23 protein-coding genes and 2 pseudogenes are annotated in these 25,175 nt (G+C 59.5%); 7 read left to right on the top strand and 18 right to left on the bottom strand.

The window, feature by feature from the left end; translation table 11 throughout:
- Positions 1-41 precede the first annotated feature (41 nt).
- The 4 genes and pseudogenes from ACA048_RS07805 to ACA048_RS07790 all read right to left on the bottom strand — a co-directional run bounded on the left by ACA048_RS07805 (position 42) and on the right by ACA048_RS07790 (position 4,452).
- Positions 42-905 carry a methyl-accepting chemotaxis protein gene (locus tag ACA048_RS07805; RefSeq protein WP_497629820.1) on the bottom strand — a complete coding sequence of 288 codons (864 nt, stop codon included), beginning with the start codon at positions 903-905 and terminating at the stop codon, positions 42-44.
- Positions 903-1,955, bottom strand: a pseudogene (locus tag ACA048_RS07800) (HAMP domain-containing protein); the annotation flags it as partial. The gene ACA048_RS07805 and the pseudogene ACA048_RS07800, both read right to left, overlap by 3 nt.
- 159 nt (positions 1,956-2,114) lie before the next feature.
- On the bottom strand, positions 2,115-3,506 hold the full coding sequence (locus tag ACA048_RS07795; RefSeq protein WP_497628633.1) for an aminotransferase-like domain-containing protein: 1,392 nt from the start codon (positions 3,504-3,506) through the stop codon (positions 2,115-2,117).
- Positions 3,507-3,690: 184 nt separating this feature from the next.
- Positions 3,691-4,452, bottom strand: a complete 762-nt coding sequence (locus ACA048_RS07790) for an SDR family oxidoreductase (RefSeq protein ID WP_497628632.1) — start codon at positions 4,450-4,452, stop codon at positions 3,691-3,693.
- 237 nt (positions 4,453-4,689) lie between these two features.
- Here ACA048_RS07790 and ACA048_RS07785 point away from each other — a divergent pair, with 237 nt between their 5' ends.
- On the top strand, positions 4,690-5,694 hold the full coding sequence (locus ACA048_RS07785) for an NADP-dependent oxidoreductase (RefSeq protein WP_497628631.1): 1,005 nt from the start codon (positions 4,690-4,692) through the stop codon (positions 5,692-5,694).
- 152 nt (positions 5,695-5,846) lie between these two features.
- Here the strand turns inward: ACA048_RS07785 and pyrF are convergent, their stop codons facing one another.
- From pyrF to ACA048_RS07730, 11 genes are all read right to left on the bottom strand, one after another.
- Positions 5,847-6,545 carry an orotidine-5'-phosphate decarboxylase gene (gene pyrF, locus ACA048_RS07780; RefSeq protein ID WP_027924005.1) on the bottom strand — a complete coding sequence of 233 codons (699 nt, stop codon included), beginning with the start codon at positions 6,543-6,545 and terminating at the stop codon, positions 5,847-5,849.
- Between the two features lie 130 nt (positions 6,546-6,675).
- A complete protein-coding gene (locus ACA048_RS07775; RefSeq protein WP_497628630.1) occupies positions 6,676-7,731 on the bottom strand; it encodes an AI-2E family transporter in 1,056 nt (351 codons plus the stop codon).
- A gap of 67 nt (positions 7,732-7,798) precedes the next feature.
- Complete coding sequence (locus ACA048_RS07770) at positions 7,799-8,605, bottom strand: DUF4892 domain-containing protein (protein ID WP_497628629.1); 807 nt, start codon at positions 8,603-8,605, stop codon at positions 7,799-7,801.
- Positions 8,606-8,613: 8 nt separating this feature from the next.
- Positions 8,614-9,273, bottom strand: a complete 660-nt coding sequence (locus ACA048_RS07765; RefSeq protein WP_497628628.1) for a glutathione S-transferase family protein — start codon at positions 9,271-9,273, stop codon at positions 8,614-8,616.
- Between the two features lie 50 nt (positions 9,274-9,323).
- Positions 9,324-10,178 (bottom strand): alpha/beta hydrolase, encoded by an 855-nt coding sequence (locus ACA048_RS07760; RefSeq protein WP_497628627.1) that lies wholly within the window; start codon positions 10,176-10,178, stop codon positions 9,324-9,326.
- Positions 10,175-10,981, bottom strand: coding sequence for an alpha/beta fold hydrolase (locus ACA048_RS07755; protein ID WP_497628626.1), 807 nt, complete (start codon positions 10,979-10,981; stop codon positions 10,175-10,177). The genes ACA048_RS07760 and ACA048_RS07755 overlap by 4 nt, the downstream gene beginning before the upstream one ends.
- Before the next feature lie 247 nt (positions 10,982-11,228).
- On the bottom strand, positions 11,229-11,672 hold the full coding sequence (locus ACA048_RS07750) for a hotdog fold thioesterase (RefSeq protein ID WP_497628625.1): 444 nt from the start codon (positions 11,670-11,672) through the stop codon (positions 11,229-11,231).
- Between the two features lie 32 nt (positions 11,673-11,704).
- The gene (locus ACA048_RS07745; RefSeq protein ID WP_497628624.1) at positions 11,705-13,372 is read right to left on the bottom strand and encodes an AMP-binding protein; all 1,668 of its coding nucleotides are present in this window, start codon (positions 13,370-13,372) and stop codon (positions 11,705-11,707) included.
- Positions 13,373-13,569: 197 nt separating this feature from the next.
- Positions 13,570-14,022 carry a phosphohistidine phosphatase SixA gene (gene sixA, locus ACA048_RS07740; protein ID WP_497628623.1) on the bottom strand — a complete coding sequence of 151 codons (453 nt, stop codon included), beginning with the start codon at positions 14,020-14,022 and terminating at the stop codon, positions 13,570-13,572.
- Positions 14,019-14,366, bottom strand: coding sequence for a DUF4389 domain-containing protein (locus tag ACA048_RS07735; RefSeq protein WP_497628622.1), 348 nt, complete (start codon positions 14,364-14,366; stop codon positions 14,019-14,021). The genes sixA and ACA048_RS07735 overlap by 4 nt, the downstream gene beginning before the upstream one ends.
- Positions 14,367-14,398: 32 nt before the next feature.
- The gene (locus tag ACA048_RS07730) at positions 14,399-15,424 is read right to left on the bottom strand and encodes an NAD(P)H-dependent glycerol-3-phosphate dehydrogenase (protein WP_497628621.1); all 1,026 of its coding nucleotides are present in this window, start codon (positions 15,422-15,424) and stop codon (positions 14,399-14,401) included.
- 216 nt (positions 15,425-15,640) lie between these two features.
- Between ACA048_RS07730 and ACA048_RS07725 the strand changes: the two are divergent.
- The 6 genes and pseudogenes from ACA048_RS07725 to ACA048_RS07700 all read left to right on the top strand — a co-directional run.
- A pseudogene (locus tag ACA048_RS07725) lies at positions 15,641-15,819 on the top strand (hypothetical protein); the annotation flags it as partial.
- 84 nt (positions 15,820-15,903) lie between these two features.
- Positions 15,904-16,836, top strand: a complete 933-nt coding sequence (locus ACA048_RS07720) for an ABC transporter substrate-binding protein (protein WP_497628620.1) — start codon at positions 15,904-15,906, stop codon at positions 16,834-16,836.
- Positions 16,833-18,734, top strand: coding sequence for an ATP-binding protein (locus tag ACA048_RS07715; protein ID WP_497628619.1), 1,902 nt, complete (start codon positions 16,833-16,835; stop codon positions 18,732-18,734). The genes ACA048_RS07720 and ACA048_RS07715 overlap by 4 nt, the downstream gene beginning before the upstream one ends.
- A 247-nt stretch (positions 18,735-18,981) precedes the next feature.
- A complete protein-coding gene (gene fabA, locus ACA048_RS07710; RefSeq protein WP_008148022.1) occupies positions 18,982-19,497 on the top strand; it encodes a 3-hydroxyacyl-[acyl-carrier-protein] dehydratase FabA in 516 nt (171 codons plus the stop codon).
- 11 nt (positions 19,498-19,508) lie between these two features.
- The gene (fabB, locus tag ACA048_RS07705; protein ID WP_497628618.1) at positions 19,509-20,729 is read left to right on the top strand and encodes a beta-ketoacyl-ACP synthase I; all 1,221 of its coding nucleotides are present in this window, start codon (positions 19,509-19,511) and stop codon (positions 20,727-20,729) included.
- 404 nt (positions 20,730-21,133) lie between these two features.
- Positions 21,134-21,322 carry a hypothetical protein gene (locus tag ACA048_RS07700; RefSeq protein WP_497628617.1) on the top strand — a complete coding sequence of 63 codons (189 nt, stop codon included), beginning with the start codon at positions 21,134-21,136 and terminating at the stop codon, positions 21,320-21,322.
- A gap of 70 nt (positions 21,323-21,392) precedes the next feature.
- Here ACA048_RS07700 and ACA048_RS07695 read toward each other — a convergent pair whose 3' ends face one another.
- The 3 genes from ACA048_RS07695 to relA form a co-directional block, all read right to left on the bottom strand.
- A complete protein-coding gene (locus ACA048_RS07695; RefSeq protein ID WP_452625369.1) occupies positions 21,393-21,935 on the bottom strand; it encodes a DUF2058 domain-containing protein in 543 nt (180 codons plus the stop codon).
- Positions 21,936-21,963: 28 nt separating this feature from the next.
- Positions 21,964-22,797: a nucleoside triphosphate pyrophosphohydrolase gene (gene mazG / locus ACA048_RS07690; RefSeq protein WP_007949508.1), complete on the bottom strand. Its 834-nt coding sequence runs from the start codon at positions 22,795-22,797 to the stop codon at positions 21,964-21,966.
- A 119-nt stretch (positions 22,798-22,916) separates the two neighbouring features.
- Positions 22,917-25,160, bottom strand: a complete 2,244-nt coding sequence (relA, locus tag ACA048_RS07685; RefSeq protein WP_497628616.1) for a GTP diphosphokinase — start codon at positions 25,158-25,160, stop codon at positions 22,917-22,919.
- Positions 25,161-25,175 lie beyond the last annotated feature (15 nt).

Below are 25,175 nucleotides of genomic sequence, written 5' to 3'. Positions count from 1 at the left end.
GCGACCCGACACGCCAGCTTCCACACTGACCGCGGGGCTTCTCAGAGCCGGAAGTGCCCCACCATTCCCTTCAACTCAACTCCCAGCTGAGCCAGTTCAATGCTCGATGCCGCGTTGCCCTGCATCGCCAGCGATGACTGATCCGCACTCGCGCGGATACTCGTGACGCTGCGATTAATCTCCTCAGCCACTGAACTCTGTTGCTCGGCTGCTGCGGCAATCTGCTGGTTCATCTGCTGAATCAACGATACCGCCGCCGCAATACTCCCCAACGCACTCTCGGTCTGCAACGCATCACTGACCGCCAGCTTCACCAGTTCGCCACTGTTCTGAATCTGCTTTACCGACGACTGAGCGGCCAAGCGCAAGGCACTGACCAGACGTTCGATTTCCTCGGTCGATTGCTGGGTACGCTTGGCCAGCGCCCGAACTTCATCAGCCACCACGGCAAAGCCCCTGCCCTGTTCGCCAGCCCGTGCGGCCTCGATCGCCGCATTGAGCGCCAACAGGTTGGTCTGCTCGGCGACACTTTTGATCACGCCGAGCACCGTACCGATGTTCTGGATCTCTGCACTCAAGCTTTCGATGCTGGAGCTGGCCGACGTCGCCGAATCCGCCAGCTGCTCGATGCGCACCATGCTCTGGCGCACCACTTGCTGACCACTTTCAACCTTGCCATCCGCCGTCTGCGCAGCCTGGGCGGCCTCCTCGGCGTTACGCGCCACGTCGTGTACCGTCGCGGTCATCTGGTTCATCGCCGTGGCGACCTGCTCGGTTTCTTCTTTCTGGCTGCTGACTTCCAGGTTGGTCTGCTCGGTCACCGCCGACAGCGAATGCGCAGAATTCGCCAATTGCTCGATACCGGCCTGCAAGCCACTGACGATACTGCTGAGCCCGGCACCCATTTGTTGCATCGCCTGCATCAATTGGCCGATCTCGTCACGGCGGGTCACTTCAACCGTCGCACTCAAATCACCCGCGGCGATCTGCTGCGCCACACGGATCACACTGCGCAGCGGTGCCACGATCAACCGGGTAATCACCCACGCCGCCACCAATCCGACCAGCAACGCCAGGGCCGATGAACCGAGGATCAGCAACGAGTTCTTTTTCAGCTCGGCCTGCATCGACCGGTCTTCGGCGACATAGGCCTGATCCACCCGCTCCACCACTTGCGCGGCGCGCTGGTGCAGTTGTTCGTAGACGGTTTTCTCCTGGGCCAACAGCCCGGTGTACTCCGTGAGTTTTTCGCTGAAACTGCCGATGTGGCCAGTGACTTCATTGAGGACCGTCTGATAGCCCTCGTCCTTGACCGTGGTTTTTAGCTGTTCGGCCTGAGTCAGCGCCTGATCCGCCTGCTCGATCTTGCCTTGACCGGCGCTGTCGTCGCCCTTGCGACTCTGGTCCAGACGCACGCGCGCTTCGTTCATCGCTTGCAACATCAACCGCGAGACCTGGCTGACCTGACTGGCCTGCTCGATGAATTGCCCACCATCCTTGCCCTCGGATTGCTTCAAGGTATAGACGCCGTCATCGGCCAGGCCGGCTTGCAGCACATCAAGGTTATTGGCCACGCTGGATACCGACCAACTGGCCATTTCGAGCGCCAGGTCCTTGGCCTGACTCAGCGAGACGAACTCATCGAACGCCTTGCGATAAGCGCCCAGCGACTGCTCGACGTCATTCATCACTGGCACGTTAACCGTCGATGCCGCCTTGAGCCGCGTCGCCAGAGCAATCAGGCCGTCAACGCCCTCGTGCAGTGCATCGGCGGTTTTCGGGTTGCCGTGCAAGGCGTACTCCTGCTCAAGCAGTCGCACCTTGAGCAAGCCACTATTGAGCGACGACATCTGCTTGAGCCCATCGAAGCGCTGACTGATGGTTTGCAGGGACCATACGCCGATGGCGGCGACCAGCGCTGTCAACAACAGCACCAGTACGAACCCGACACCCATTTTGTTTGCCATACCGAGGTTGGCAAAACGTCCTTGCACGGCCGAAATCATTGCGCATAGTCCCCTGACATAGTCTGTTCACGCAGGGTCGCAACGGGCCTGTGCCAGCACAAGTCTCTGGCGCCACAATAATGGCAAAAAGCTACGCCCGCGTCGTTTTCAGAACGCCCGAGGTCGATTCAGAGCGGTGGCCTGAAAAAATGCCCGGGCCCGAGGATCACAGGCATACGCCACATTGATGCGCTGCCAGTCCGTGGCCTCACCGCCGGGGCTGAATGCTGTAACAGAAGACAGCAGCACCCCGAAACGTCGGGCGTGTGTGCGTACCTGAGCGAAGTCGGACCTGCGTGATCGCGCCCAGATGAACAGCCCACCCACCGGCTTGCCGAAAACTTCCCAATCGGCATCTTCGAGCACTTGCAATGCGGCCTCTCTGTCGGTGTTCAATCGCTGGCGCTGACGCTGGACCAATTTGCGATACGCGCCGCTGGCCAGGAGGCAAGCCAGCACAGATTCGCAGAACCGAGAGGCGCCCATGCTGCTGGTCATCTTGACCTTGGCCAGTCGCGAAACAACCGCTTCATTGGCCACGACAAAGCCGACGCGCAATGAACTGCTGAGGGTTTTAGAGAAGCTGCCGACGTAGATGACATTGTCGTCGATTCCCAATGCCGCGAGACGAGTGCCGGGACCGCTGTGCAAATCGGCAAAGACGTCATCTTCGATCACCAGCACGCCATGGGCTTTGGTCAATTGCAGCACCTGCTGTGCCACCATGGGTGCCAGGTTGCTGCCCGTCGGGTTGTGATAGAAGCTATTGATAAACAGCGCACGAGGCCTGTACTTCAGCAACAACGCTTCAAGCGCCTGCGTGTCAGGCCCGCGGGGGGTGCGCGGCACCTCGATCATCGTCACGCCGTTCAGCCTGAGCAGATCGAACAACAGCGAATACCCCGGACTTTCCACCACCACGCAATCCCCCGGTTTGAGCAACGTACGCACGATCAGATCGAGCCCGTGAGTAGCCCCTGTCGTGGTCAGAATCCGTCGTTCATCCACTTCGATGTCGAGTGGCTGGAGACGTTTGAGGATCTGCTCACGCAAGGCAGGCAAACCCAGTGGCGTGCTGTAGTTGAACAACCCGGCCATGTCGGTGCGGCTCACTTGGCGAATGGCGTAGGTCAAGTCGTCTGTTTCACGCCAGTTTTCGGGCAGGCCGCCACAACCCAGTTTGAGTTCGCCCGAGGCGCCCTCCTGCATGACGTCCGCCCCCTCGAACCAAGGGCAATCCTGTCGCCCCACAGTGCCCTGCACTGGTAGGGCAACCATGAAACCCGCACCCTGACGCGGCGCCAGCACGCCTTGTGCCACCAGACGTTCACAGGCTTCGACGACGCAGGATTGACTGAGCAAATTGGCCCGTGCAATTTGCCGCGCAGAAGGCAAACGCGTCCCCGGCACTACCCCGTCCTGACGGAGCCAGCCGGCCAACGCGTCGACGATTTGCTGCACGACCGGCACCAATGCCTGTCGATCGATTCTCAATTCCATGAGCAAGCACACTCCTGTCCGTTTTGCGGGAAACAGTTAATCACAGGAGCGCTGGATGAGATGTGCGACAACGCCGCTAAATCCCTCGGTTCTAACCCTTTGAAACACATTGCCCAGCCCCGTCACGGAACTGTAAAAAAACCCGCACAAGTACGGGTTTTTTCCTACGTTGAAGTGCCTGACGTCAAAACGCCGTAACGCCCCCATCCACCGCCAGCGAATGGCCGGTGGTGAACGCTGCGCCATCGCTGCACAGATACAGCACGGCGCTGGCAATTTCCTCGACTTTGCCGATGCGACCCACAGGGTGCATGACGTTGGCAAACTCGCCCTTCTTCGGGTCCGCTTCATAGGCACGGCGGAACATGTCGGTGTCGATCACTGCCGGGCATACCGCATTCACGCGAATCTTTTTCTTGGCGTATTCGATGGCCGCCGACTTGGTCAGCCCGATCACCGCATGTTTGGAAGCCGCGTAAATACTCATCTTCGGTGCAGCCCCCAAGCCCGCCACCGAAGCGGTGTTGACGATCGCACCGCCGCCCTGGGCCAGCAACAAGGGCAATTGATACTTCATGCACAGCCAGACGCCTTTGACGTTGACGCCCATGATCGCATCGAACTCATCGAGCGTGCCTTCGGCGAGTTTGCCTTTCTCGATCTCGATGCCGGCATTGTTGAAGGCATAGTCCAGACGGCCGTAGGTATTCACCACTTCGTCCATCAGATTTTTTACATCGCTTTCCAGCGTGACGTTGCAACGCACGAAGGTCGCTTCGCCGCCCGCGGTGCGAATCAGCGCCACGGTGTCTTCGCCGCCAGCGGTGTCGAGATCGGCGACCACGACCTTCAACCCTTCGGCAGCGAATGCCTGGGCGGTCGCGCGGCCAATACCGTTGGCAGCGCCAGTCACCACGGCGACCTGACCGGAAAACGTCATGCTCATTGTTATGTCCTCGATGAGAAGAATACGGGGGGATTGCCTGGTTTCAGTCTAGGCATAGAGGGCTTCAGCACGGCAGCACTATCAGAAGGCCGGTTGGGCGGCCATGAGTGACAGTGATAAAACACCGACCCCGACTATCACTGCACTGGATCGATGTGCATTCGCCGCATCAGCCAAACTTGCGGCATTGATCATGAAGGGTTATCAACAAGGCTTCATTCATCTTGAGTGCCTGTCATGACTACCCAGACCAATCGCCAGTTCCTGCTCGCCAAACGTCCGGTGGGCGCAGCAACCCGCGAGACCTTTACCTATCAGGAAGTACCGGTCGGCGAGCCGGCGGCGGGGCAGATTCTGGTGAAAAACGAATACTTGTCCCTGGACCCGGCCATGCGCGGCTGGATGAACGAGGGCAAGTCCTACATTCCGCCGGTTGGATTGGGTGAAGTGATGCGCGCCTTGGGCGTCGGCAAAGTCGTTGCCTCGAATAATCCAGGGTTTGCGGTCGGGGACTACGTTAACGGTGCCCTCGGCGTGCAGGATTACTTCCTCGGCGAACCACGAGGTTTCTACAAGGTTGATCCGACACTGGCGCCATTGCCGCGCTACTTGTCCGCCCTTGGCATGACCGGGATGACCGCCTACTTCGCCCTGCTCGACGTCGGCGCGCCGAAAGCCGGTGACACCGTGGTGCTGTCGGGCGCTGCCGGCGCGGTGGGCAGCATTGCCGGGCAGATCGCCAAGATCAAAGGTTGCCGCGTGGTCGGGATTGCCGGCGGCGCAGACAAATGTCAGTTCCTGATCGACGAGTTGGGTTTTGACGGCGCCATCGACTACAAGAATGAAGACGTCATCGCCGGTCTTAAACGCGAATGCCCGAATGGGGTCGACGTGTATTTCGATAACGTCGGCGGTGACATCCTCGATGCGGTGCTGAGCCGACTGAACATGAAGGCGCGCGTGGTGATTTGCGGCGCTATCAGCCAGTACAACAACAAGGAAGCGGTCAAGGGCCCGGCCAATTACCTGGCGCTGCTGGTCAACCGCGCGCGGATGGAAGGTTTTGTCGTGATGGACTACGCCGCCCAGTTCGCCGCCGCCGTGCAGGAAATGGCCGGCTGGATGGCCAAGGGGCAACTCAAGAGCAAGGAAGACATTGTTGACGGACTGGAGACGTTCCCGGAGACGCTGATGAAATTGTTCAGCGGCGAGAATTTCGGGAAGTTGGTGTTGAAGGTTTAACCGATTATTCGAATGCACCACAAACCCAATGTGGGAGCGGCGATGCGACGATTCGACTTGCTCGCGAAAGCGGTATGTCAGTCAACATTATGTCGACTGACACTCCCTCTTCGCGAGCAAGCCCGCTCCCACATGGGATCCTCAGCGTTTGGTCAGGCGAGTTCGGCCACTACGGCGGCGAGTGCCTTGGCCGGATCTGCCGCCTGGCTGATCGGACGGCCAATCACCAGATAATCGGAACCGGCGTCCAGCGCCTGGCGCGGGGTCAGGATGCGGCGTTGATCGTCTTGCGCACTGCCCGCCGGACGAATGCCAGGGGTCACCAGTTGCAGCGACGGGTGCGCCGACTTCAAGGCCTGGGCCTCCAGCGCCGAACACACCAGACCGTCCATCCCGGCTTTTTCCGCCAGTGCGGCCAGGCGCAGCACTTGTTCCTGCGGCTCGATGTCCAGACCGATACCCGCCAGGTCTTCACGTTCCATGCTGGTCAGCACGGTCACACCGATCAGCAGCGGTTTAGGACCGGTACGCTGGTCCAGCACTTCACGGCAGGCCGCCATCATGCGCAGGCCGCCGGAGCAATGGACGTTGACCATCCACACGCCCATTTCCGCTGCAGCTTTGACGGCCATGGCGGTGGTGTTCGGGATGTCGTGGAATTTCAGGTCCAGGAACACTTCGAAACCCTTGTCGCGCAGGGTGCCGACAATTTCCGAAGCGCAGCTGGTGAACAGTTCCTTGCCGACTTTTACCCGGCACAGTTTGGGGTCCAACTGATCGGCCAGCTTCAGTGCGGCGTCACGGGTGGGGAAATCCAGGGCGACGATGATAGGAGTCTGGCAGACGGACATGTGCGGGCTCTCAGGCAGGACGAAATCGGCGCGCATTGTAGCGGAACCAGCGGCGCTGCGGGACCCGATGATCGGTAATTCGTCATCGGCGTTCATGCAAGACTAGTCTTTTGGAACCGCAACAAACACTTTAAGGCCGACGATCTTCCACCCGCGCCTGACTCTTGCTCCAGTCAGTCAGCAAGCTATAAGCCACGGCCAACAATGTCGGGCCGATAAACAACCCGATAAAGCCAAACGCAATCAACCCGCCAAACACCCCCAGCAGCACAATTACCAACGGCAGATTCCCGCCCCGACTGATCAGGTAAGGTTTCAGCACGTTGTCCACGCCGCTGATGATGAACGTGCCCCAGATCCCCAGAAACACTGCCATTCCGTACTCACCCTTCCAGGCCAACCAGGCGGTGGCCGGGATCCATATCAGCGGTGGCCCCATCGGAATCAGACTGAGCAAGAAGGTCACGATGCCCAGCACCAATGCACCAGGCACCCCGGCAATCAGGAACCCGATCAACGCCAGCACCGCTTGCGCCGCTGCCGTACCGATCACACCGTTCACCACCCGCTGCACCGTGCCCGCCACCAATTCGATGTAATACTCGGCGCGCTGACCGATCAGGCGCTCCAGTAACCCATGAACAAACACCGCCAACCGTGGGCCGTCGCGATAGAAAAAGAACACAAACACGATGCTCAGTGTCAGTTCGAGAATACCGCCACCAATCTGCGCACTGCGCGCCAGCAGCCAGTTACCGACCTGTCCCAGATAAGGTTTGAGCGACACCATCATTGCGGCGCCTTGCTGATCGATGCTGTTCCAGATCACCACCAGCCGTGCGCCCACCAAAGGAATGCTGTCCAGCCAGGCCGGCGCTTCAGGCAGGCCATCGACCTGTACATCCTTGATAAACACCGTTGCGTCACGCACATGATCAGCAAGGTTGAAACCCAGCCATACCAGCGGCACCGCCACCAGCACCATCCAGCCGAGGGTCAGCAATGCTGCCGCCAGGGATTCACGACCATTGAGCCAACGGGTCAACAAGCGCATCAACGGCCAACTGGCAAACGCCAGCACCGCGCCCCAGAACAACGCAGACCAGAAGGGCGCCATCACCCAGAAGCTCGCGCCAAACAGCACCAGGAGCAGAATCTGCACCAACAGGCGATCGTTATTGGGCATGTAAAGTCTCAAAAAAGTCAGTCAAAAAAAGGGTAGACGAACGCGCATCCGCGTTCGCCTGTACAGCTTATCGCAACAGCTCGATGTGCAGGCCAGAGCCTTCGACGTTACCGGCCTCCATTCGCGCCGCACGTACGCCCTGGGTAATCAGTGCCTCGCGCCAGGCTTCAGCCTTGGCGCCGGAAACACTGACTCGCAAGGTGGTGTCCAGGTTCAGCCCACGAGAAATCAGACGCAGCCACGTGTCGTCGGGATCAGCGACCAATTTGGGAAAATCGAGTACACCAGTGCTTTTGAGCTGGCGCAGCAACGTGGCGGAAGTCGGCAACAGGTCGCCCAACGGTGCCGACGCATCGAATTGCTCGACGTGCAGATAGGCTTTGCGATTACCGCGAGTGATGCTGTAAAGCGCCACCAGCGAATTGTCCTGCGGCGCCGCCAGTCGCAGGAGCAAATACGCCTGCTGATCGTCGGCACCGTAGAGCTTGGCATTACCGAAGACTTCGTTGGCCCACAGACTGCTTTCGCCGCAATCGCGGGCCTGGCACCAGAACAGCAACTCGGCGCCCTGCTTTTGCAAGGCTTCACGCGCGGCCGTAAAGGCTTCGGTGGAGGAGTGTTCCGGAGGCAACTCGTAGGTGACCGACGTGGTTTGCCCACGGGCCGTGACCTGACCGTCAAAGCGCAACTGGCCGCTGATCTTGCGGATGGAACCCAGCGGGTAGATCCGTTCAAGCTCGACGGCCGGACGATAATCGACGATCTGCGCATCCTCCATGCGCGGCAGGATCGGCAGGTCCTGACTGCCGGGGACATCGGCGGCCAACGATAAAGGACTGAAACAACACAGCGCCAGCAGACTGAGTGAACGCATGTATAGGCTCATCGGATCAGCATGGCCTGGGCATCCTTGACGACGCTGGCATCGTCGATGCGTTCCGGCACCAGCAAACCGCGCTGCACCGCAGGGCGCGCCTCCATGGTCGCCATCCAGCGTTGCAAGGCAGTCAACCCGTCGACCTCGACCCCGGACCACTCATGACCACGGACCCACGGATACGTCGCGATATCGGCAATGCTGTACTCGCCGGCCAGAAACTCTTCGGTTTGCAGGCGGGTATCGAGCACTTCATAGAGGCGTCGGGTTTCATGTTGATAGCGGTCGATGGCGCCCTGGAGTTTTTCCGGGAAGTAGCGGAAAAACACGTTGGCCTGCCCTTGCATCGGACCGATGCCGCCCATCTGGAACATCAGCCATTGCAACACCACCGAGCGCCCTTTCGGGTCCAGAGGCATCAGCTTGCCGGTCATTTCAGCGAGGTAAATCAGGATGGCGCCGGATTCAAACACGGCGAAATCGCCATTGGCGCGGTCGACAATCGCCGGAATCCGCCCATTGGGATTGATCTTGAGGAAGTCCTCGGACTTCTGTTCCTTCTTGTCGAAACTCAGGGCATGCACCGTGTAGGGCAGGCCGAGTTCCTCGAGCACGATAGAGACCTTGTGGCCATTCGGGGTCGCAGCGGTGTAGAGATCTATCATGGTTGTCTCCCATTTCAACCCGCCCAGCCTCGACAGTTGCCCGGCGCAAGTCAAGGAACGGCGAAGAACCGATTGAAACAGTCTGCGACAAGGTCGGCGCCGGGTTCGTCATTCAGGTGCAAATGATGACCGCCTGGCAGCTGTTCACGGCTAAAGGGTAGACGCTCCAGCAACTCGGGATGTTTGGCGAGCATGCCGTCCGCCGCGACCACCAGTTTGGCAGGACAACTGACCCGCTGGACAAACGCCATGGCCTGTTCGGTGGTCAGGCGCAACGGCGAAGGCAGCGTCAGCCGGTTGTCGGTGCGCCAGGTGTAACCCCCCGGCACCGGCATCAAGCCCCGCTGGGCCAGCAGCTCTGCCGCTTCGCGACTGACGGCCACCAACCCTTTCATGCGCGCTTCAATGGCGCGATCGAGGGAGCTGTAGACCGGTTTTTGTTTCTCTCGCAAATCCAGCTGCGCTTGCAGGGCCATGCCCATGCGCTCGGCCGCATTTTCGCCTTTGTCTGTAGGAGGAATGATGCCGTCGATCAAGGCCAGGTGAGTGACGCGTTCCGGCATTGATCCGGCAATGATCAGCGAGGCGATTGCCCCCATGGAATGCCCCATCAGCGCAAAACGCTTGAGGCCCAGTTGTTGGGCGACTTGCAACACGTCATGGGCGTAATCCCACATCGCGTATCCGGCGCCGGGCGGGCGATGCCCGGAATGACCGTGACCGGCCATGTCCAGGGCGATGATGCGCAGGCCTTTGAGCTTGGGCGCCAGCCGGGCAAAGCTGTTGGCATTGTCCAGCCAGCCATGCAGCGCAATCACCGGCAGGCCGTCTTCAGGACCGAACAAGTGCGCCGCCAACTCGATGTGCGGCAGGCTCAGACGGACTTCCTCGACGGCATTGCTCATGCGCAATCCTTTTGGCTGCGACCGTCCCATCGGCTGAACAGGGTTTTCAGCAGCGTGGCCGTGTCGTTTGGACGTTCGAGAGGAAACATGTGACCACCCGGCACGGTCAAGGATTCACCCAGCGGCAGGCGCCCGACAGCGCTGGCATGATGACGCATCACCACGCGGCTTTTGTGCCCGCGCACCACCGCCAGCGGCACTTTCAACTGACGTGTGCGACCGGGGCTGGTATGGGGCACGCCACGGTAGATGCTGATTTCCGTAGCCGGATTGAAACGCAGGCGCAGTTTGTCCCCGACCCTTTGCAAACCATGTTGCAGGTAGGCATCAAAGCATTCCGGATCAAAACTGCGGAAGAGGGTTTTGCCCGCGAAATAGCGGCGGGCGCTTTCGATGTCGGCGAACTCTTCCCGGCGCCCCAGGGTGCGACCGGCCGGGGTCAAGCGGTCGATAAAACCGAAACGCTTGGCAGCGCGGATGACCCATCGATCGGTCAGGGTCAGCACCGGAGAGTCGAGCATCACCACGCCGCGATACAACTCCGGGCAACGCAGCGCCGCGTGCAAATGCAGCACACCGCCAAAGGAATGGCCGACGCCCCACACCGGTTCCGCTTGTTGCTTGAGGTGATGGATCAGCTCATCCACCAGGTTGTACCAATTGTCGTCCGCCGGAAAACGCGGGTCATGAGCGTGCTGCTCCAGATGCGTCACCTGATACTCGGGCGCCAGCGCCGCGAACAATTTGCCGTAGGTCCCTGAAGGAAAACCATTGGCGTGGGCGAAAAATATCTGTTGCGACATACCGGCAAATCCATGAGCGAGAACAGGCGTTGATTGTCCGTAAGACGACGGCTGACAGCAATGACTGTAAGTGACAGGAATGATGACAGTCCGGTCAAGACTATGTGGCGCAAGGATTGTGGCGAGCGAGCTTGCTCGCGTTCGGCTGCGCAGCAGTCGTAGATCTGCAAGCGTGATACACCTGCTACCCATCGGGGAACTCGATTGGGGCTGCGGCGCAGCCCCGCGCAAGCAAGCTCCCTCGCCACTACCGGGTTGGCGGATTCTCGCCCAACGGTACAACCGCCATGGTCAGGCGCGACACACAACTGGCCTTGCCTTCATCGCTGGTCAAACGGATATCCCAGACGTGCGTCGTGCGACCAATGTGGATCGGCGTGACCACAGCGGACACTCGCCCACTGCGCAGGCCGCGCAAATGGTTGGCGTTGATTTCCAGGCCCACGCAGTAAAACTTGCTGGTGTCGATGCACAGGTAACTGGCCATTGAACCGACCGTCTCGGCCAGCACCACCGAGGCACCGCCATGCAGCAGCCCGTAAGGCTGGTGAGTGCGGTGATCAATGACCATGCTCGCGGTCAGGGACGCTTCGTCGAACGCTTCGAAGCGAATATCCAGCACTTCGCCAATGGTGTTTTTCTGGATTGCGTTCAACTGCTCAATGTTGGGAGTGGTACGCCACAGACTCATCGCTGCTTTCCTTTGTGGGTGTCGTTCGTCGCTCAATCCTGCCACAGCACCGCCTCGCTGCGCTCGCTCCATTCTTCGAAGCGGGCTCCGTAAGCCGCTTCGATCACGTTACGCTTGATCTTGAGGGTCGGCGTCAGGAAACCGTTTTCCACGGCCCAACTGTCCTTGACCACCACCAGACGCCGCAAACGTTCATGTTTGTCGAGGACGCCATTGACCTCATCCAACAGTTTTTCGAGGCTTGAATGCAGCCCCGCCCTCGCCGTCCCGCTGGCGTCTTGCTGCCCGACCGCCGACAACACACACAGCCCCAGCGGCGCACTCAAGCCATCACCGACCACGCACACTTGCTCGATTCGCGAATGCACCGCCAGGCGATTTTCGATCGGTGCCGGCGCCACATATTTGCCCTTGCTGGTCTTGAAGATTTCTTTCAGCCGCCCGGTCAGGCGCAGGTTGCCTTCAGCATCCTGCTCGCCCTTGTCGCCGGTGCGCAGGAAGCCGTCCTCGGTGATGGTTTCAGCGGTTTTTTGTGGTTCCTTGTAGTAGCCGAGCATGGTCGCGCCACTGCGCACCATGACCTCGCCCGACTCGGCGATCCGCACTTCAACCTCAGGGCAAGGCTTACCGATCCAGCCGGGTTTGTTCTCGCCGGGTCGGCAAACGTGGGAGTAGCCGCAGCTCTCGGTCATGCCGTAAACCTCAAGCACATCCAACCCCAGCTTGCGATACCACAGCAGCAAGGTTTGTGGCACGGGCGCCGCGCCGGACAAGGCGACGCGTAGTGCATCCAGCCCCAACCCGACGAGGACTTTATGCCCGATCCGCTTGCCGATGAAGGGCAGTCCGAGCAAAAAATCGAGGCGTTGTTGCGGGATTTTGCTGTACACGCCCATCTGGAATTTGGTCCAGATCCGCGGCACGCCGAACAAGGCAGTAGGCCGTGCGCGCTTTAAATCCGTCAGGAAGGTGTCGAGGCTCTCGGCAAAGAACACCGTCTGCCCGGTGTAAATCGAGGCCAGTTCGACGAACATCCGCTCGGCCACGTGGCACAGCGGCAAATAGGACAGCAATCGATCCGACTCGTTAAGACCGAACAGCTGTGTACCGCGGGTGGTGGCAAACCCCAGATTACCGAAGCTGTGCATGACACCTTTGGGCAGCCCGGTGGTGCCGGACGTGTAAATGATGGTCGCCAACTGATCGGCGGAGGGTTTGGGGTCATCCTGGATGGGCGAGCTACGCTGCAAATCGGCCCAACTGAAATCGAAGGTGCCCGGTGGATGCAGCGGCAGACTGATCGTTGGCAAATCGGGGCTGACGCCACGGGACATGCTCGGCCAGTCATCAAGTTTGCCGATAAACGCCAGCGCCGCTTCGGAGTGATCGAGCACCTGAGCCACCGACTCGGCGGTCAGGTTGGGATACAACGGCACAGAGACATGCCCGGCCATCCAGATCGCCAGGTCGGCGATGATCCAGTGGGCACAGTTCTTCGAAATAAGAGCGATATGGCTGCCTTGTGGCAGTTCGCGAGCCCTCAGCCAATGCGCAGCGCAGCGCGCCTGATGGCCGACGTCGGCCCAGGACAGGGTCTCGACCTGCCCGCCGCCCGTGGGCTGGACCAGAAAACGCTGACGCGGATGACGGGCCTCGCGTTCGTAGAAAACATCCAGCGGCAAACGAAAAGCAGCAGACATGCGACTCGCTCCTGAATTTTTGTTATGGAGCAAGCGTAGTCAACCAAGCGGTTGCTTGGTTGACTATTTCCACACAAAAATCAGCATCACCGCCGCCCCTGTCGGATCTGGCTTGCCAGCGAAGGCGGGGGGTCTGGCACACCGCATGGAAATCTTCGCCAGCAAGCCGGTTCCTACAAAAAGCCAAAGCGAAGTGGTTATGGGTGTTTGATGCCCTTGAGCTTCATCGACCCGATCAGCAACTCATCACCTTTGAGCTCGGCCAGCCCGGCGGTGGAGACTTTTTCAGGCGGATGCCCGGTGCCATGTTGCAGGTAGCTCAGCAAGTGCCCCACCAGCGGGTTGTGACTGACCAACAGGACATTGCTCACTGACACGAGTTGTTCGGCCACCTTGTCCGGATCGGTTTCCGGGGTCAGCCACTCGACCGTGCGGATCTCCGGCTCGAAACCGAGGGCTTCGCGCACCAACTGCGCGGTTTGCTGCGCACGCAAGTAAGGGCTGGCGTAAATCGCGGTAATTGGCTGACCGATCAAATGCGCTGCACTGCGCAGCACTTCTTCGCAACCATGAGGGGTCAGTGCTCGTTCCGAATCGGGACGCGAGCCATACGGTTCAGCTTCACCATGACGCAATACCCAGAGTTTCATAGCTTGGGCTCCTCATCTCGGGCCGGATGCGGCGCGGGCGCCACCACATGTGGCGCTTCACCTTCCGGTGTACGCGGCGTCGGCCAGTCGGCGAACGGCCAGGGTTTCTGGTCGCTGTGGAAGCTGGCGAAACGCCCGATCTGCGCCAGGAACTGGCTTAGGCTGTCGCCGAAATTCATCAGGCTGGCGCTCGGGGCGCCATAGAACAAACGATAGATCAGTTGCACCAGCACCAACGCCCCAAGGATGAACTGCGCCACTTGCCAGACCAACAGGAAGACGATCATCCACAGCACCCGCAGCAGGATGGATTCGTACCTGGCTTCTAATTTCGGATCGTTCATGTCGCGCTCCCCTGCTTTTTTGCAAAGCGTGCTTAGTTGAAACCGCTGGTTGAAATAAAGTCGACGTCGGTTTTCGGTTCACCGCGCATCAACAGCTCAATCACTTGATTAAGCGTGCGCCCTTCGAACAGGATCGCGTGCAGCCCGGCGACCAGCGGCATATAGACGCCAACCTCCTGAGCCTTGGCCTTGAGCACTTTCAGCGTGTTCACACCTTCGGCCACTTCACCCAGACGCGTGACCGCGTCCTCCAGACTCAAGCCCTGACCCAGGGCAAACCCGACCTGGTAGTTACGGCTTTTCGGTGACGAGCAGGTGACGATCAAATCGCCCACACCGGCAAGACCGAGAAAGGTCATCGGGTTGGCGCCCTGATTCACCGCAAAACGGGTCATTTCCGCCAGCGCCCTGGTGATCAGCATGCTCTTGGTGTTTTCGCCCATGCCCAGCGCCACCGCCATGCCGGCAATGATCGCGTAAACGTTTTTCAGGGCCCCGCCCAGTTCGACGCCAAACCGGTCGGCGCTGGCGTACACGCGAAATGTCCGACCATGCAGCGCTTCCTGAACCCGTTGGCACAGCTCTTCGTCTTCGCTGGCGACCACGGTGGCGGTCAGCGCGTGCTCGGCGATTTCACGGGCCAGGTTCGGTCCGGACAGCACGCCTATGCGCGCTTTGGGGGCGATCTCCTCGAGGATCTCGCTCATCAACTTGAACGTGTGGGCTTCGATGCCTTTGGTCAGGCTGACCAGCAGTTTGCCGCTCAACAGTTCGGTGTGCGGGACCAATACCGAGCGCAATGCACTGGAGGGCAGCGCGACGAAACACAGATCGCAGGCTTCCAGCGTGGCTTGCAGGTCCGTCACCGGTTCTACTGCCGGAAGAATCTTGATGCCTTTGAGGTAACGCGGGTTCTCGCGATTGACCCGAATGGCCTCGGCCTGTTCGGGGTCACGCATCCACTGCCGGACCTGATGCCCGTTCTCGGCCAGCAAATTAGCCACGGCGGTACCAAAACTTCCGCCTCCCAGGACCGCAATTGGGCGCTGTTCAGTCATATGCAATCCGTTAATCCATACCAGTGGCGATGTCGGCATTATACGGAGCGGCCCCGTGGCGGCCAGCCCCCGCTTCAATTACCAACACTTGTAGGAAGAAGACCAATAAATCCGAGGAAAATGCCGGCATCGTGAATGGAAAAGTCAACGGGCTCGGTTAACATGCGCCCCAACTCATCACGATCAAGGGTATGACGTGTCGTTTGGTTCTCCTTCACCCTCAGCCTGTCCGACAGTCTGCGACTGGTCAGTGGCATGAACTATCGTTACGACCGGGCAGATTCCGAGACCTGTTTCAACGGCACGCTCGACGACACCACCTGTACTCGGAGGCGATCCGTTCGCCAGACATGTTCGAGAGCAACGTCAACTGGAGTTACCGGGTGACCCATTTGTTGGATAACCAACCCACCACGTTCGTCGACAACAACTATGACGAGCGTCGGGTGGTTTACTTCAGCGCGGAGCTGATGTTTTAAATGTGGCGTCGCCTGTCATGGAAATCGCCGCCACTGGGCCGTCTGCTGGCCAAGTTGTGCCTGGTGGCTGGCTGTCTGCTCGGCGCCCTGCCCACACAGGCCGCAGACATTCTGTTGACCGGCGCCGAAGACAATCCCGGCGTGCAATCCTTCGTCCGCGCGCTGAGCGACATGCGCCCTGCCGACAGTGTGCGTTTCCAGCCACTGGCGAGCCTTCCATCACCAGGTAAACTGCCCGCCGCCACCCGCCTGATCCTGCTTGATCTAGCAAGCCTCGACTGGCGCCAGCAAGAGGCTCAGGGCCCGGCGACGCTGGTGTTGCGCATCAGCCGCCTGCAAGCCCAGCAACGGTTTGGCGTTAACGTTCCACCCCACCTCAGTCTGCTCTGGAGCGATGCGCCGCTGGATCGGCAATTGCGCCTGACCCGACTCATCCTGCCCCAGGCGCAGCGCGTTGGTGTCCTGTACGACAATCACAGCGAATTCCTGTTGAAAGAACTGCACCTGGCCGCCCTTGGGCTTGAGCTTGAAGTGGTCGCCGAGCGCTGGAGTAACACCCATGACAGCCGCCCCTTGCAGACCTTGCTGAAAAACTGTGACGTGCTGCTGGGCCTCGACGATCCCGACCTGTACAACCCGAAAACCGCAAAAAACCTGCTGTTGAGCAGCTATTCCCGGCAACTGGCCTTGGTCGGCCCCAATGCCGCTTTCGTCAAGGCGGGTAGCCTGGCCAGCACTTACAGCGATCAGGGCGACTGGCTGCAGGTGCTCGACGAATTGCTCGATCTAGCGGCGGCGAGTTGGCCGCGTACGCTCTATCCGCAACACTTCAAAGTATCAAGTAATCCGCAAGTGGCTCGTTCATTAGGTATCGAACCGATCAATGAAGCAGCTGTTGCCACCCAATTGGCTGAAGGAAAAAGCCTGCCATGACCCTCCGACGCCCCTGGGACATCAGCACTCGCACCCAGATGATCAGCCTTGGCCCTGCCCTGCTGCTGACGCTGTTGCTGATCAGCTTCTTTACCTTCGTGCGGATCCAGGACCTGCGTCAGGAGCTCAACCACACCGGGCAATTGATCGCCAACCAATTGGCACCCGCCACCGAATACGGGGTGATTTCGGGTAACAACGAGGTGCTTGAAAGTTTGCTCAAGGCGACACTCGCCACGCCGAACGTGCGCTTTCTGGAGGTCCAGGACAATGCCAACCGGATTTTGGTGTACGTCGAGCACCCGTCGGAAACCTACAGGCGCTCGCAGCAGGTCGAAGTGTTCCAGGCACCGGTGCGGCTGCAACGGATAGCGCTCAACAATGATTTCTTCCAGGGCCCCAAAGCCGCCAGCATCGGCCCCGCCGAGGACTATCTGGGTCGGGTGATCGTCGGTCTTTCAAATGATGCGTTCAGCCAGCGTCAGCAGGAAATCCTGTTCAAGGCCGCCATCCTTGCGCTGTTCGCCCTGCTGTTTACCTTTTTGGTGGCCCGGCGTCTGGCGGGCAGCCTGTCGCAACCGATCCGCGATATTGGCAATGCGGTGAAGGCGATCCAGGACGGCGATTACAAAACACCTTTGCCGATTGTCGACGATACCGAGTTAAGCGCGTTGTCGCAGCACATCAACAACCTCGCCGCCGGCCTCGAACAAGCCAGTCGCGAACAGCATCAGGCGATGGCGCAATTGATCCAGACGCGCGAGGAGGCGGAAAAGGCCAACAATGCCAAGTCTGACTTCCTGGCGATGATGAGCCACGAACTGCGCACACCGATGAATGGCGTGCTCGGTATGCTGCAATTGCTGGAAACCACCGACATGACCGAGGAGCAGATTGAATACGCGGCGCTGGCCTCGGAGTCCACCGAACACCTGCTCAAGGTCATCAACGACATTCTCGACTTCTCGCGCATCGAGCGTTCGGAGCTGGAACTGGAGCACATCCCGTTCAACCTCGCGGACCTGATCAGCAGTTGCGCCCAATCGTTCCAGCACAGCGCGTTACAGCGCGAGCTTGATCTGCAGTTGCTGATCCCCGAGGACATGCGCGCCCTTCAGGTTCAGGGCGATCCGACACGGATCCGGCAAATTCTGGTCAACCTGGTCGGCAATGCATTGAAATTCACCGAGCAGGGACGCGTCAGCATTGAACCGCAGTGGCAATCGCTGGATCACGAACTGCTGTGGTTTACCTGCACCGTGCGCGACAGCGGCATCGGCATTTCGGCTGAAAGCCTGGAGTTGATGTTCAATGCCTTCCAGCAGGCCGACAGCTCCATTTCACGGCGCTACGGTGGCACCGGTCTGGGCCTGCCGATTGCCCGCACCTTGGCTGAGCGCATGGGCGGCACCTTGCGGGCGCAAAGCGTAGAAGGCCAAGGCTCGGTGTTTACCCTGGAAATTCCGCTGGCGCTCTATAAGCAGTCGCTGCCGGTACTGACACCCCGGGCACAGACCGGCAACGATGATGGCGCAGGTCGCAATGTGCTGCTGGTCGAGGACAACCCGGTCAATCAGACCGTGATCGAAGCAATGTTGCGCAGCCTGGGCTTTACTGTCAGCGTCGCGACCGACGGCGCGCAAGCCGTGCGCAGTGCCGAGAGCCTGATTTTTGAAGCGATTCTGATGGACTGCCAGCTGCCGATCGTCGACGGCTACGAGGCGACCCGACAGATCCGCCAGTTGCCCGGCTGCGCGGACTTGCCGATCATCGCCTTGACCGCCAATGCGTTGCAGGGCGACCGCGAAGCCTGTTTGTCGGCGGGCATGAACGATTACTTGGCCAAGCCCTTCAAACGTACTGATTTGCAGCAAATTCTGCAGCGCTGGGTGCAGTAGTACAGGCCTTTCGACCATCTGCGACTGGCGTGAAAGGCGAAAGTGCGGCAGTCTTAGGCACCCGAACAGGCCCGAAAAGGGGCTTGAATAATAATTTCAGTGCACAAGTGTACATTCATGTCCTTGGTGCTGTGACTTTCACCACAACGCAATAGTCTATGAGTAGGCTGCTGACTCGAGGCATGAACGCCTCGATCGGCCGGGAGATTTGCCCCACCCTGCCGCATGGGACTATTGAGGAGCTCGCATGACCCAACAAAACGCCTTTACTCGGGAAGACCTGCTGCGCTGCAGTCGCGGTGAGCTGTTCGGCCCAGGTAACGCACAACTGCCCGCCCCGAACATGCTGATGGTGGATCGCATCACCCATATCAGTGCCGAGGGTGGCAAGTACGGCAAAGGTGAATTGGTCGCCGAGCTGGATATCACTCCGGACCTGTGGTTTTTCGCCTGCCACTTCGAAGGTGATCCGGTGATGCCAGGCTGCCTGGGCCTTGACGCCATGTGGCAACTGGTCGGCTTCTTCCTTGGCTGGCAAGGTCTGCCGGGCCGCGGCCGTGCGCTGGGTTCGGGCGAAGTGAAATTCTTCGGCCAGGTCCTGCCGACCGCCAAGAAAGTCACCTATAACATTCAGATCAAGCGCGTGTTGAAAGGCAAACTGAACCTGGCCATTGCCGACGGTTCGGTCAGCGTCGACGGCCGCGAGATTTACACCGCCGAAGGCCTTCGGGTCGGCGTTTTCACCTCCACTGACAACTTCTAAGGGTTATCCGCATGCGCCGCGTCGTTATCACTGGTCTGGGCATCGTTTCGTGCCTGGGCAATGACAAAGAGACCGTCTCCGCTAACCTGCGTGCAAGCCGCCCTGGCATCCGGTTCAACCCGGAATATGCCGAAATGGGTCTGCGTAGCCAGGTTTCCGGCTCCATCGACCTTCCCCTCGAAGAACTGATCGATCGCAAGATCTATCGCTTCGTCGGCCACGCGGCGGCTTACGCCTACCTGGCCATGAAAGATGCCATCACCGATTCCGGTCTGACCGACGAGCAGGTTTCCAACCCGCGCACCGGCCTGATTGCCGGTTCCGGTGGCGCCTCCACGCTGAACCAGATGGAAGCGCTGGACATTCTGCGCGAGAAAGGCGTCAAGCGTGTCGGCCCTTACCGCGTTACGCGGACCATGGGCAGCACCGTTTCCGCCTGCCTGGCCACGCCGTTCAAGATCAAAGGCGTGAACTACTCGATCTCCTCCGCTTGCGCCACCAGTGCTCACTGCATCGGTACGGCGGTCGAGCAGATCCAGTTGGGCAAGCAGGACATCGTGTTCGCTGGCGGCGGTGAAGAAGAACATTGGAGCCAGTCGTTCCTGTTCGACGCCATGGGCGCACTGTCGACCCAGTACAACGAAACCCCGGAAAAAGCTTCCCGTGCCTACGACGCCAAGCGTGACGGTTTCGTCATTGCCGGCGGTGGCGGCATGGTCGTGGTCGAGGAGCTGGAACATGCTCTGGCCCGTGGTGCAAAAATCTACGCGGAAATCGTCGGCTACGGTGCTACATCCGACGGCTACGACATGGTTGCGCCAAGCGGTGAAGGCGCCATTCGCTGCATGCAGATGGCAATGTCCACCGTCGACACCCCGATCGACTACCTGAACACCCACGGCACCTCGACTCCGGTCGGCGACTCCAAGGAAATGGAAGGCGTGCGTGCGGTATTCGGCGACAAGGCTCCGGCCATCAGCTCTACCAAGAGCTTGTCGGGTCACTCCTTGGGCGCCGCCGGTGTTCATGAAGCGATCTACTGCCTGCTGATGATGGAAGGCAACTTCATGGCGGGTTCCGCCAACATCGACGAACTGGACCCGGAAGTGGCAGATATGCCGATCCTGACCAAGACGCGCGAAAACGCCACCATCAACACCGTGATGAGCAACAGCTTCGGTTTCGGTGGCACCAATGCCACGCTGGTCCTGAAGCGCTGGGCAGGTAAGTAATACCTCGCCGTTTCGCTGCACACAAAAACGCTCCGACTGGTTCGGGGCGTTTTTTTTTGTGCCTTTAAAACCAATACCCCTCGCCAGGCACAAAACCTGTAGGAGCCGAGCTTGCTCGCGATGGCGGCTTCACAGTCGATGATGATGGTGAATGTGATGGCCTCATCGCGAGCAAGCTCGGCTCCTACAGATTTCAGTGGTTTGGGGCCCGGCGAACATGAAGCTTTTGTCATAAAACCCAACGCTCTGCGACCGAATGTCGCGCGTTACGCGGGCTGCAGGACTTTTACAGAATTGACAATTATTCGTTACCCATCCCAGGCATTTACTTAGCAAGCTACCAAAATATATAACAGAGTCCTGCACATGCCTTGGTGTAGATCATTGATGATTGGAGCTAGCAGATGACTGTCAAAGTAACTGAACGCGACGATTCACATAAATCCCATGAGGGTGTAGCGGCCGGTATCCGCATCTGGGATGTCCATCAACAAGACCTGTTGGTGGGGATGTTCCACTCCGAAACCGACGCCCACAGCTACAAAGCCGAACTGGAAACCCTGGAGCAGAAAAGAGCGTCGCTCTGCGCCTGAGAAACTACAGCATTGAAAACGACAAACCCCGCCATGAGCGGGGTTTGTCGTTGTTGAAGCCTTTAACGGTTTACCACATCAGATCATCCGGAATCTGATAAGCCGCGTACGGGTCGTCCTCGGCTGCCACTTCTTCAGTCTTCACGTTCATCTGCACGATACGCTGTGGATCGCGCTCCTGGATCTTCAGCGCCGCTTCACGCGGGATTACCTCGTAGCCGCCGGCGTGGTGCACGATAGCCAGCGAACCGTTGCTGAGCTTGTTGCGCATCAGCGTGTTGACGCAGAGGCGCTTGACCTTCTTGTCGTCAACGAAGTTGTAGTAATCCTCGGTGGTCAGCTTCGGCAGACGCGAGACTTCGATCAATTGCTTGACCTGAGCGGCGCGGGCCTTGGCCTCGACCTTTTCCTGCTGCTGACGGTTCAGCTCCTGGTCACGCTTGACCTTCTCGGCCATGGCTTCCTGTGCTGCACGCTGCTGCGAGTCATCCAGTTCGATCTGACCTTTGTGGGCCAGGCGCTGCTGTTTCTGCTTCTCTTTGCCGACCTGTTTGGCCTGCTTCTGGTTGACCAGCCCTGCTTTGAGCAACTGGTCGCGAAGGGAAATGCTCATGGTGCTTGTTTCTCACTTAGGCAACTGCTCAACCGCAGCTGGTCAAATTTTTTTCCTGACGTTTGGCTTCGCCCCACAAGGCGTCCAACTCTTCGAGGGTGCAATCTTCTATGGGACGGTGGGTGTCGCGCAATGCCTGTTCGATAAAACGAAAGCGTCTTTCGAATTTGCTATTGGCGCCACGCAGCGCGGTTTCCGGATCAACCTTGAGATGACGCGCCAGATTGACCACCGAAAACAGCAGGTCACCGACCTCATCGGCAATCGCTGCCGAGTCATTGTCGGCCATGGCTTCGAGCACTTCATCGAGCTCTTCGCGAACCTTGTCCAGCACTGGCAAGGCGTCCGGCCAGTCGAAACCGACCTGTCCGGCGCGCTTTTGCAGTTTCGCAGAACGGGACAAGGCAGGCAACGCAGCCGGTACGTCGTCGAGCAACGACAACTGCAACGGTGCCGCTGACTTCTCGGCGCGCTCCTCGGCCTTGATCTCTTCCCAGCGCTGCTTGACCTGCTCTTCACTCAGGCGCGGGATGTCCACGGGGGCATACAGATCTCCGGTTGGAAACACGTGAGGATGCCGACGGATCAACTTGCGGGTGATGCTATCGACCACACCGTCGAATTCGAAGCGCCCTTCTTCCCGCGCCAGTTGGCTGTAATAAACCACCTGAAACAGCAAATCGCCCAACTCACCCTGCAAGTGATCGAAGTCGCCGCGCTCGATGGCGTCAGCGACTTCGTAGGCTTCCTCAAGGGTGTGCGGGACGATGGTGGCATACGTTTGCTTGATGTCCCACGGGCAACCGAACTGCGGGTCACGCAGCCGGTTCATCAAGTGCAGCAGGTCTTCAAGTGAATACATCTATCATCTCGTTCGGCGAACTTGTAGGAGCCGAGCTTGCTCGCGATAGCGGTGTGTCAGGTAAATCGCAATCGTCGGAACGCCGCCCGGAGCAAGCTCGGCTCCTACAGGGATCAATTTCAAGGCGTCCGGTTACGACGGGTTTCGATGATGTTCGGCAACTGGGAAATCCGCCCCAGCAACCGCCCCAACGCATCCAGCCCCGGAATCTCGATGGTCAGGGACATCAACGCCGTGTTGTCCTCTTTGTTCGAGCGGGTGTTGACCGCCAGCACGTTGATCCGCTCGTTGAGTAGCACCTGCGACACGTCACGCAGCAAACCGGAACGGTCGTAGGCACGAATGACGATGTCCACCGGGTAGGTGAGCACCGGCACCGGGCCCCAGCTGACCTGGATGATCCGCTCTGGCTCGCGACCGCCCAGTTGCAGCACCGAGGCGCAGTCCTGGCGGTGAATGCTCACGCCACGGCCCTGAGTGATGTAACCGACAATCGCATCCCCCGGCAACGGCTGGCAGCAGCCGGCCATTTGCGTCATCAGGTTGCCGACGCCCTGGATCTGAATGTCGCCACGCTTGCCCGGTTTGTAGCCGGTGGCTTTGCGCGGGATCAGTTCCAGCTGTTCGTTGCCGCGTTCCGGTTCGACCAGTTGCTGCGCCAGGTTCACAAGTTGTGCCAAGCGCAAATCACCGGCGCCCAAGGCCGCGAACATGTCCTCGGCCGTCTTCATGTTGGCCTTGTCGGCCAGCTTGTCGAAGTCCACTGCCGGCAGGCCGAGGCGATTGAGTTCGCGCTCAAGCAGGGTCTTGCCGGCCGCGACGTTCTGATCGCGCGCCTGCAATTTGAACCAGTGGACAATCTTCGCCCGCGCCCGCGAGGTGGTGATATAACCCAGGTTCGGGTTCAGCCAGTCGCGGCTCGGGGTTCCGTGCTTGCTGGTGATGATCTCGACCTGTTCACCGGTTTGCAGGCTGTAGTTGAGCGGCACGATCCGGCCGTTGATTTTCGCGCCACGGCAGTTGTGACCGATTTCGGTGTGCACGCGGTACGCGAAGTCCAGCGGCGTCGAGCCTTTGGGCAAGTCAATGGCGTGACCGTCCGGGGTGAAGATGTAGACCCGGTCCGGCTCGATATCGACCCGCAGCTGTTCGGCCAGGCCGCCGATATCGCCCAGCTCTTCGTGCCACTCCAGGACCTGACGCAGCCAGGAGATTTTCTCTTCGTAGTGGTTGGAGCCGGATTTGACGTCGGTGCCTTTGTAGCGCCAGTGCGCGCAAACGCCCAGCTCGGCTTCCTCGTGCATGGCGTGGGTGCGGATCTGCACTTCCAGCACCTTGCCTTCAGGACCAATCACCGCCGTGTGCAGCGAGCGGTAGCCGTTCTCCTTCGGGTTGGCGATGTAGTCGTCGAATTCTTTCGGGATGTGCCGCCACAAGGTGTGGACGATGCCGAGCGCGGTGTAGCAATCGCGCATCTCCGGCACCAGCACGCGAACGGCGCGCACGTCGTAGATCTGGCTGAACTCCAGACCCTTGCGCTGCATTTTGCGCCAGATCGAATAGATGTGTTTGGCCCGGCCACTGATGTCGGCATCGACGCCGGTGGCCTGCAATTCGTTTTTCAGTTGGCTCATTACGTCGCTGATGAAGCGTTCGCGATCCAGGCGACGTTCATGCAGCAACTTGGCGATCTGCTTGTACTGTTCAGGCTCGAGGTAACGGAAGGACAAGTCCTCCAGTTCCCACTTGATGTGACCGATACCGAGGCGGTGAGCCAGCGGTGCGTAGATGTCGAAGACTTCACGGGCGACCTGATTGCGCTTCTCGTCGCCGGCGGTTTTCACCGCACGAATCGCGCAGGTCCGTTCAGCCAGTTTGATCAGCGCAACGCGAACGTCGTCGACCATGGCCACCAGCATTTTGCGCAGGTTTTCGACCTGACCCTGGGTGCCCAGCACCATGGTTTTACGCGGGCTCAGACTGTCGCTGATCGCCGCCATGCGCTGCACGCCGTCGATGAGCTTGGCCACCACCGGACCGAAGCGCTGGCTGACGGCAGGCAACAGGATCTGGCCTTCGCGCACACCACGGTACAAGATCGCGGCAACCAGTGAATCCTGATCGAGTTTGAGGTCGGCCAGAATCTCGGCGATCTCAAGGCCCGTGCGGAAACTCGAGGTCCCTTCGGACCAGAGATTCTTCGCCGCATTGGCCTGTTGTTCAGACATGCGAGCGAACTCGCACGCTTCCTTCAAGGCTTCGCGATCCAGTGCCGGATCGACACTGACCGCATGATCGAGCCACGCCTCGAGATTGATACTGCCGTCTGTATTGATCGGCTGGTGTGCTCTCACCTGTACCATCTTGCTTACCTTCCC

It is taken from the genome of Pseudomonas sp. LBUM1659 (genome assembly GCF_059716045.1).
Note: the sequence above shows the minus strand (reverse complement) of the source record. Positions and strands in the feature narration are given on the sequence as shown.

What these genes read in the sequence shown, in the direction of transcription:
- ACA048_RS07735 (WP_497628622.1), bottom strand. Translation starts at nt 14,366, where the DNA reads ATGAACGATCCGAAATTAGAAGCCAGGTACGAATCCATCCTGCTGCGG.
- ACA048_RS07695 (WP_452625369.1), bottom strand. Translation starts at nt 21,935, where the DNA reads ATGAGCATTTCCCTTCGCGACCAGTTGCTCAAAGCAGGGCTGGTCAAC.
- ACA048_RS07730 (WP_497628621.1), bottom strand. Translation starts at nt 15,424, where the DNA reads ATGACTGAACAGCGCCCAATTGCGGTCCTGGGAGGCGGAAGTTTTGGT.
- ACA048_RS07790 (WP_497628632.1), bottom strand. Translation starts at nt 4,452, where the DNA reads ATGAGCATGACGTTTTCCGGTCAGGTCGCCGTGGTGACTGGCGCTGCC.
- ACA048_RS07755 (WP_497628626.1), bottom strand. Translation starts at nt 10,981, where the DNA reads ATGTCGCAACAGATATTTTTCGCCCACGCCAATGGTTTTCCTTCAGGG.
- mazG (WP_007949508.1), bottom strand. Translation starts at nt 22,797, where the DNA reads ATGTATTCACTTGAAGACCTGCTGCACTTGATGAACCGGCTGCGTGAC.
- ACA048_RS07715 (WP_497628619.1), top strand. Translation starts at nt 16,833, where the DNA reads ATGACCCTCCGACGCCCCTGGGACATCAGCACTCGCACCCAGATGATC.
- relA (WP_497628616.1), bottom strand. Translation starts at nt 25,160, where the DNA reads ATGGTACAGGTGAGAGCACACCAGCCGATCAATACAGACGGCAGTATC.
- ACA048_RS07750 (WP_497628625.1), bottom strand. Translation starts at nt 11,672, where the DNA reads ATGAGTCTGTGGCGTACCACTCCCAACATTGAGCAGTTGAACGCAATC.
- ACA048_RS07700 (WP_497628617.1), top strand. Translation starts at nt 21,134, where the DNA reads ATGACTGTCAAAGTAACTGAACGCGACGATTCACATAAATCCCATGAG.
- ACA048_RS07805 (WP_497629820.1), bottom strand. Translation starts at nt 905, where the DNA reads ATGGGTGCCGGGCTCAGCAGTATCGTCAGTGGCTTGCAGGCCGGTATC.
- ACA048_RS07775 (WP_497628630.1), bottom strand. Translation starts at nt 7,731, where the DNA reads ATGCCCAATAACGATCGCCTGTTGGTGCAGATTCTGCTCCTGGTGCTG.
- ACA048_RS07770 (WP_497628629.1), bottom strand. Translation starts at nt 8,605, where the DNA reads ATGCGTTCACTCAGTCTGCTGGCGCTGTGTTGTTTCAGTCCTTTATCG.
- ACA048_RS07785 (WP_497628631.1), top strand. Translation starts at nt 4,690, where the DNA reads ATGACTACCCAGACCAATCGCCAGTTCCTGCTCGCCAAACGTCCGGTG.
- fabB (WP_497628618.1), top strand. Translation starts at nt 19,509, where the DNA reads ATGCGCCGCGTCGTTATCACTGGTCTGGGCATCGTTTCGTGCCTGGGC.
- ACA048_RS07760 (WP_497628627.1), bottom strand. Translation starts at nt 10,178, where the DNA reads ATGAGCAATGCCGTCGAGGAAGTCCGTCTGAGCCTGCCGCACATCGAG.
- ACA048_RS07795 (WP_497628633.1), bottom strand. Translation starts at nt 3,506, where the DNA reads ATGGAATTGAGAATCGATCGACAGGCATTGGTGCCGGTCGTGCAGCAA.
- ACA048_RS07745 (WP_497628624.1), bottom strand. Translation starts at nt 13,372, where the DNA reads ATGTCTGCTGCTTTTCGTTTGCCGCTGGATGTTTTCTACGAACGCGAG.
- sixA (WP_497628623.1), bottom strand. Translation starts at nt 14,022, where the DNA reads ATGAAACTCTGGGTATTGCGTCATGGTGAAGCTGAACCGTATGGCTCG.
- ACA048_RS07720 (WP_497628620.1), top strand. Translation starts at nt 15,904, where the DNA reads ATGTGGCGTCGCCTGTCATGGAAATCGCCGCCACTGGGCCGTCTGCTG.
- pyrF (WP_027924005.1), bottom strand. Translation starts at nt 6,545, where the DNA reads ATGTCCGTCTGCCAGACTCCTATCATCGTCGCCCTGGATTTCCCCACC.
- ACA048_RS07765 (WP_497628628.1), bottom strand. Translation starts at nt 9,273, where the DNA reads ATGATAGATCTCTACACCGCTGCGACCCCGAATGGCCACAAGGTCTCT.
- fabA (WP_008148022.1), top strand. Translation starts at nt 18,982, where the DNA reads ATGACCCAACAAAACGCCTTTACTCGGGAAGACCTGCTGCGCTGCAGT.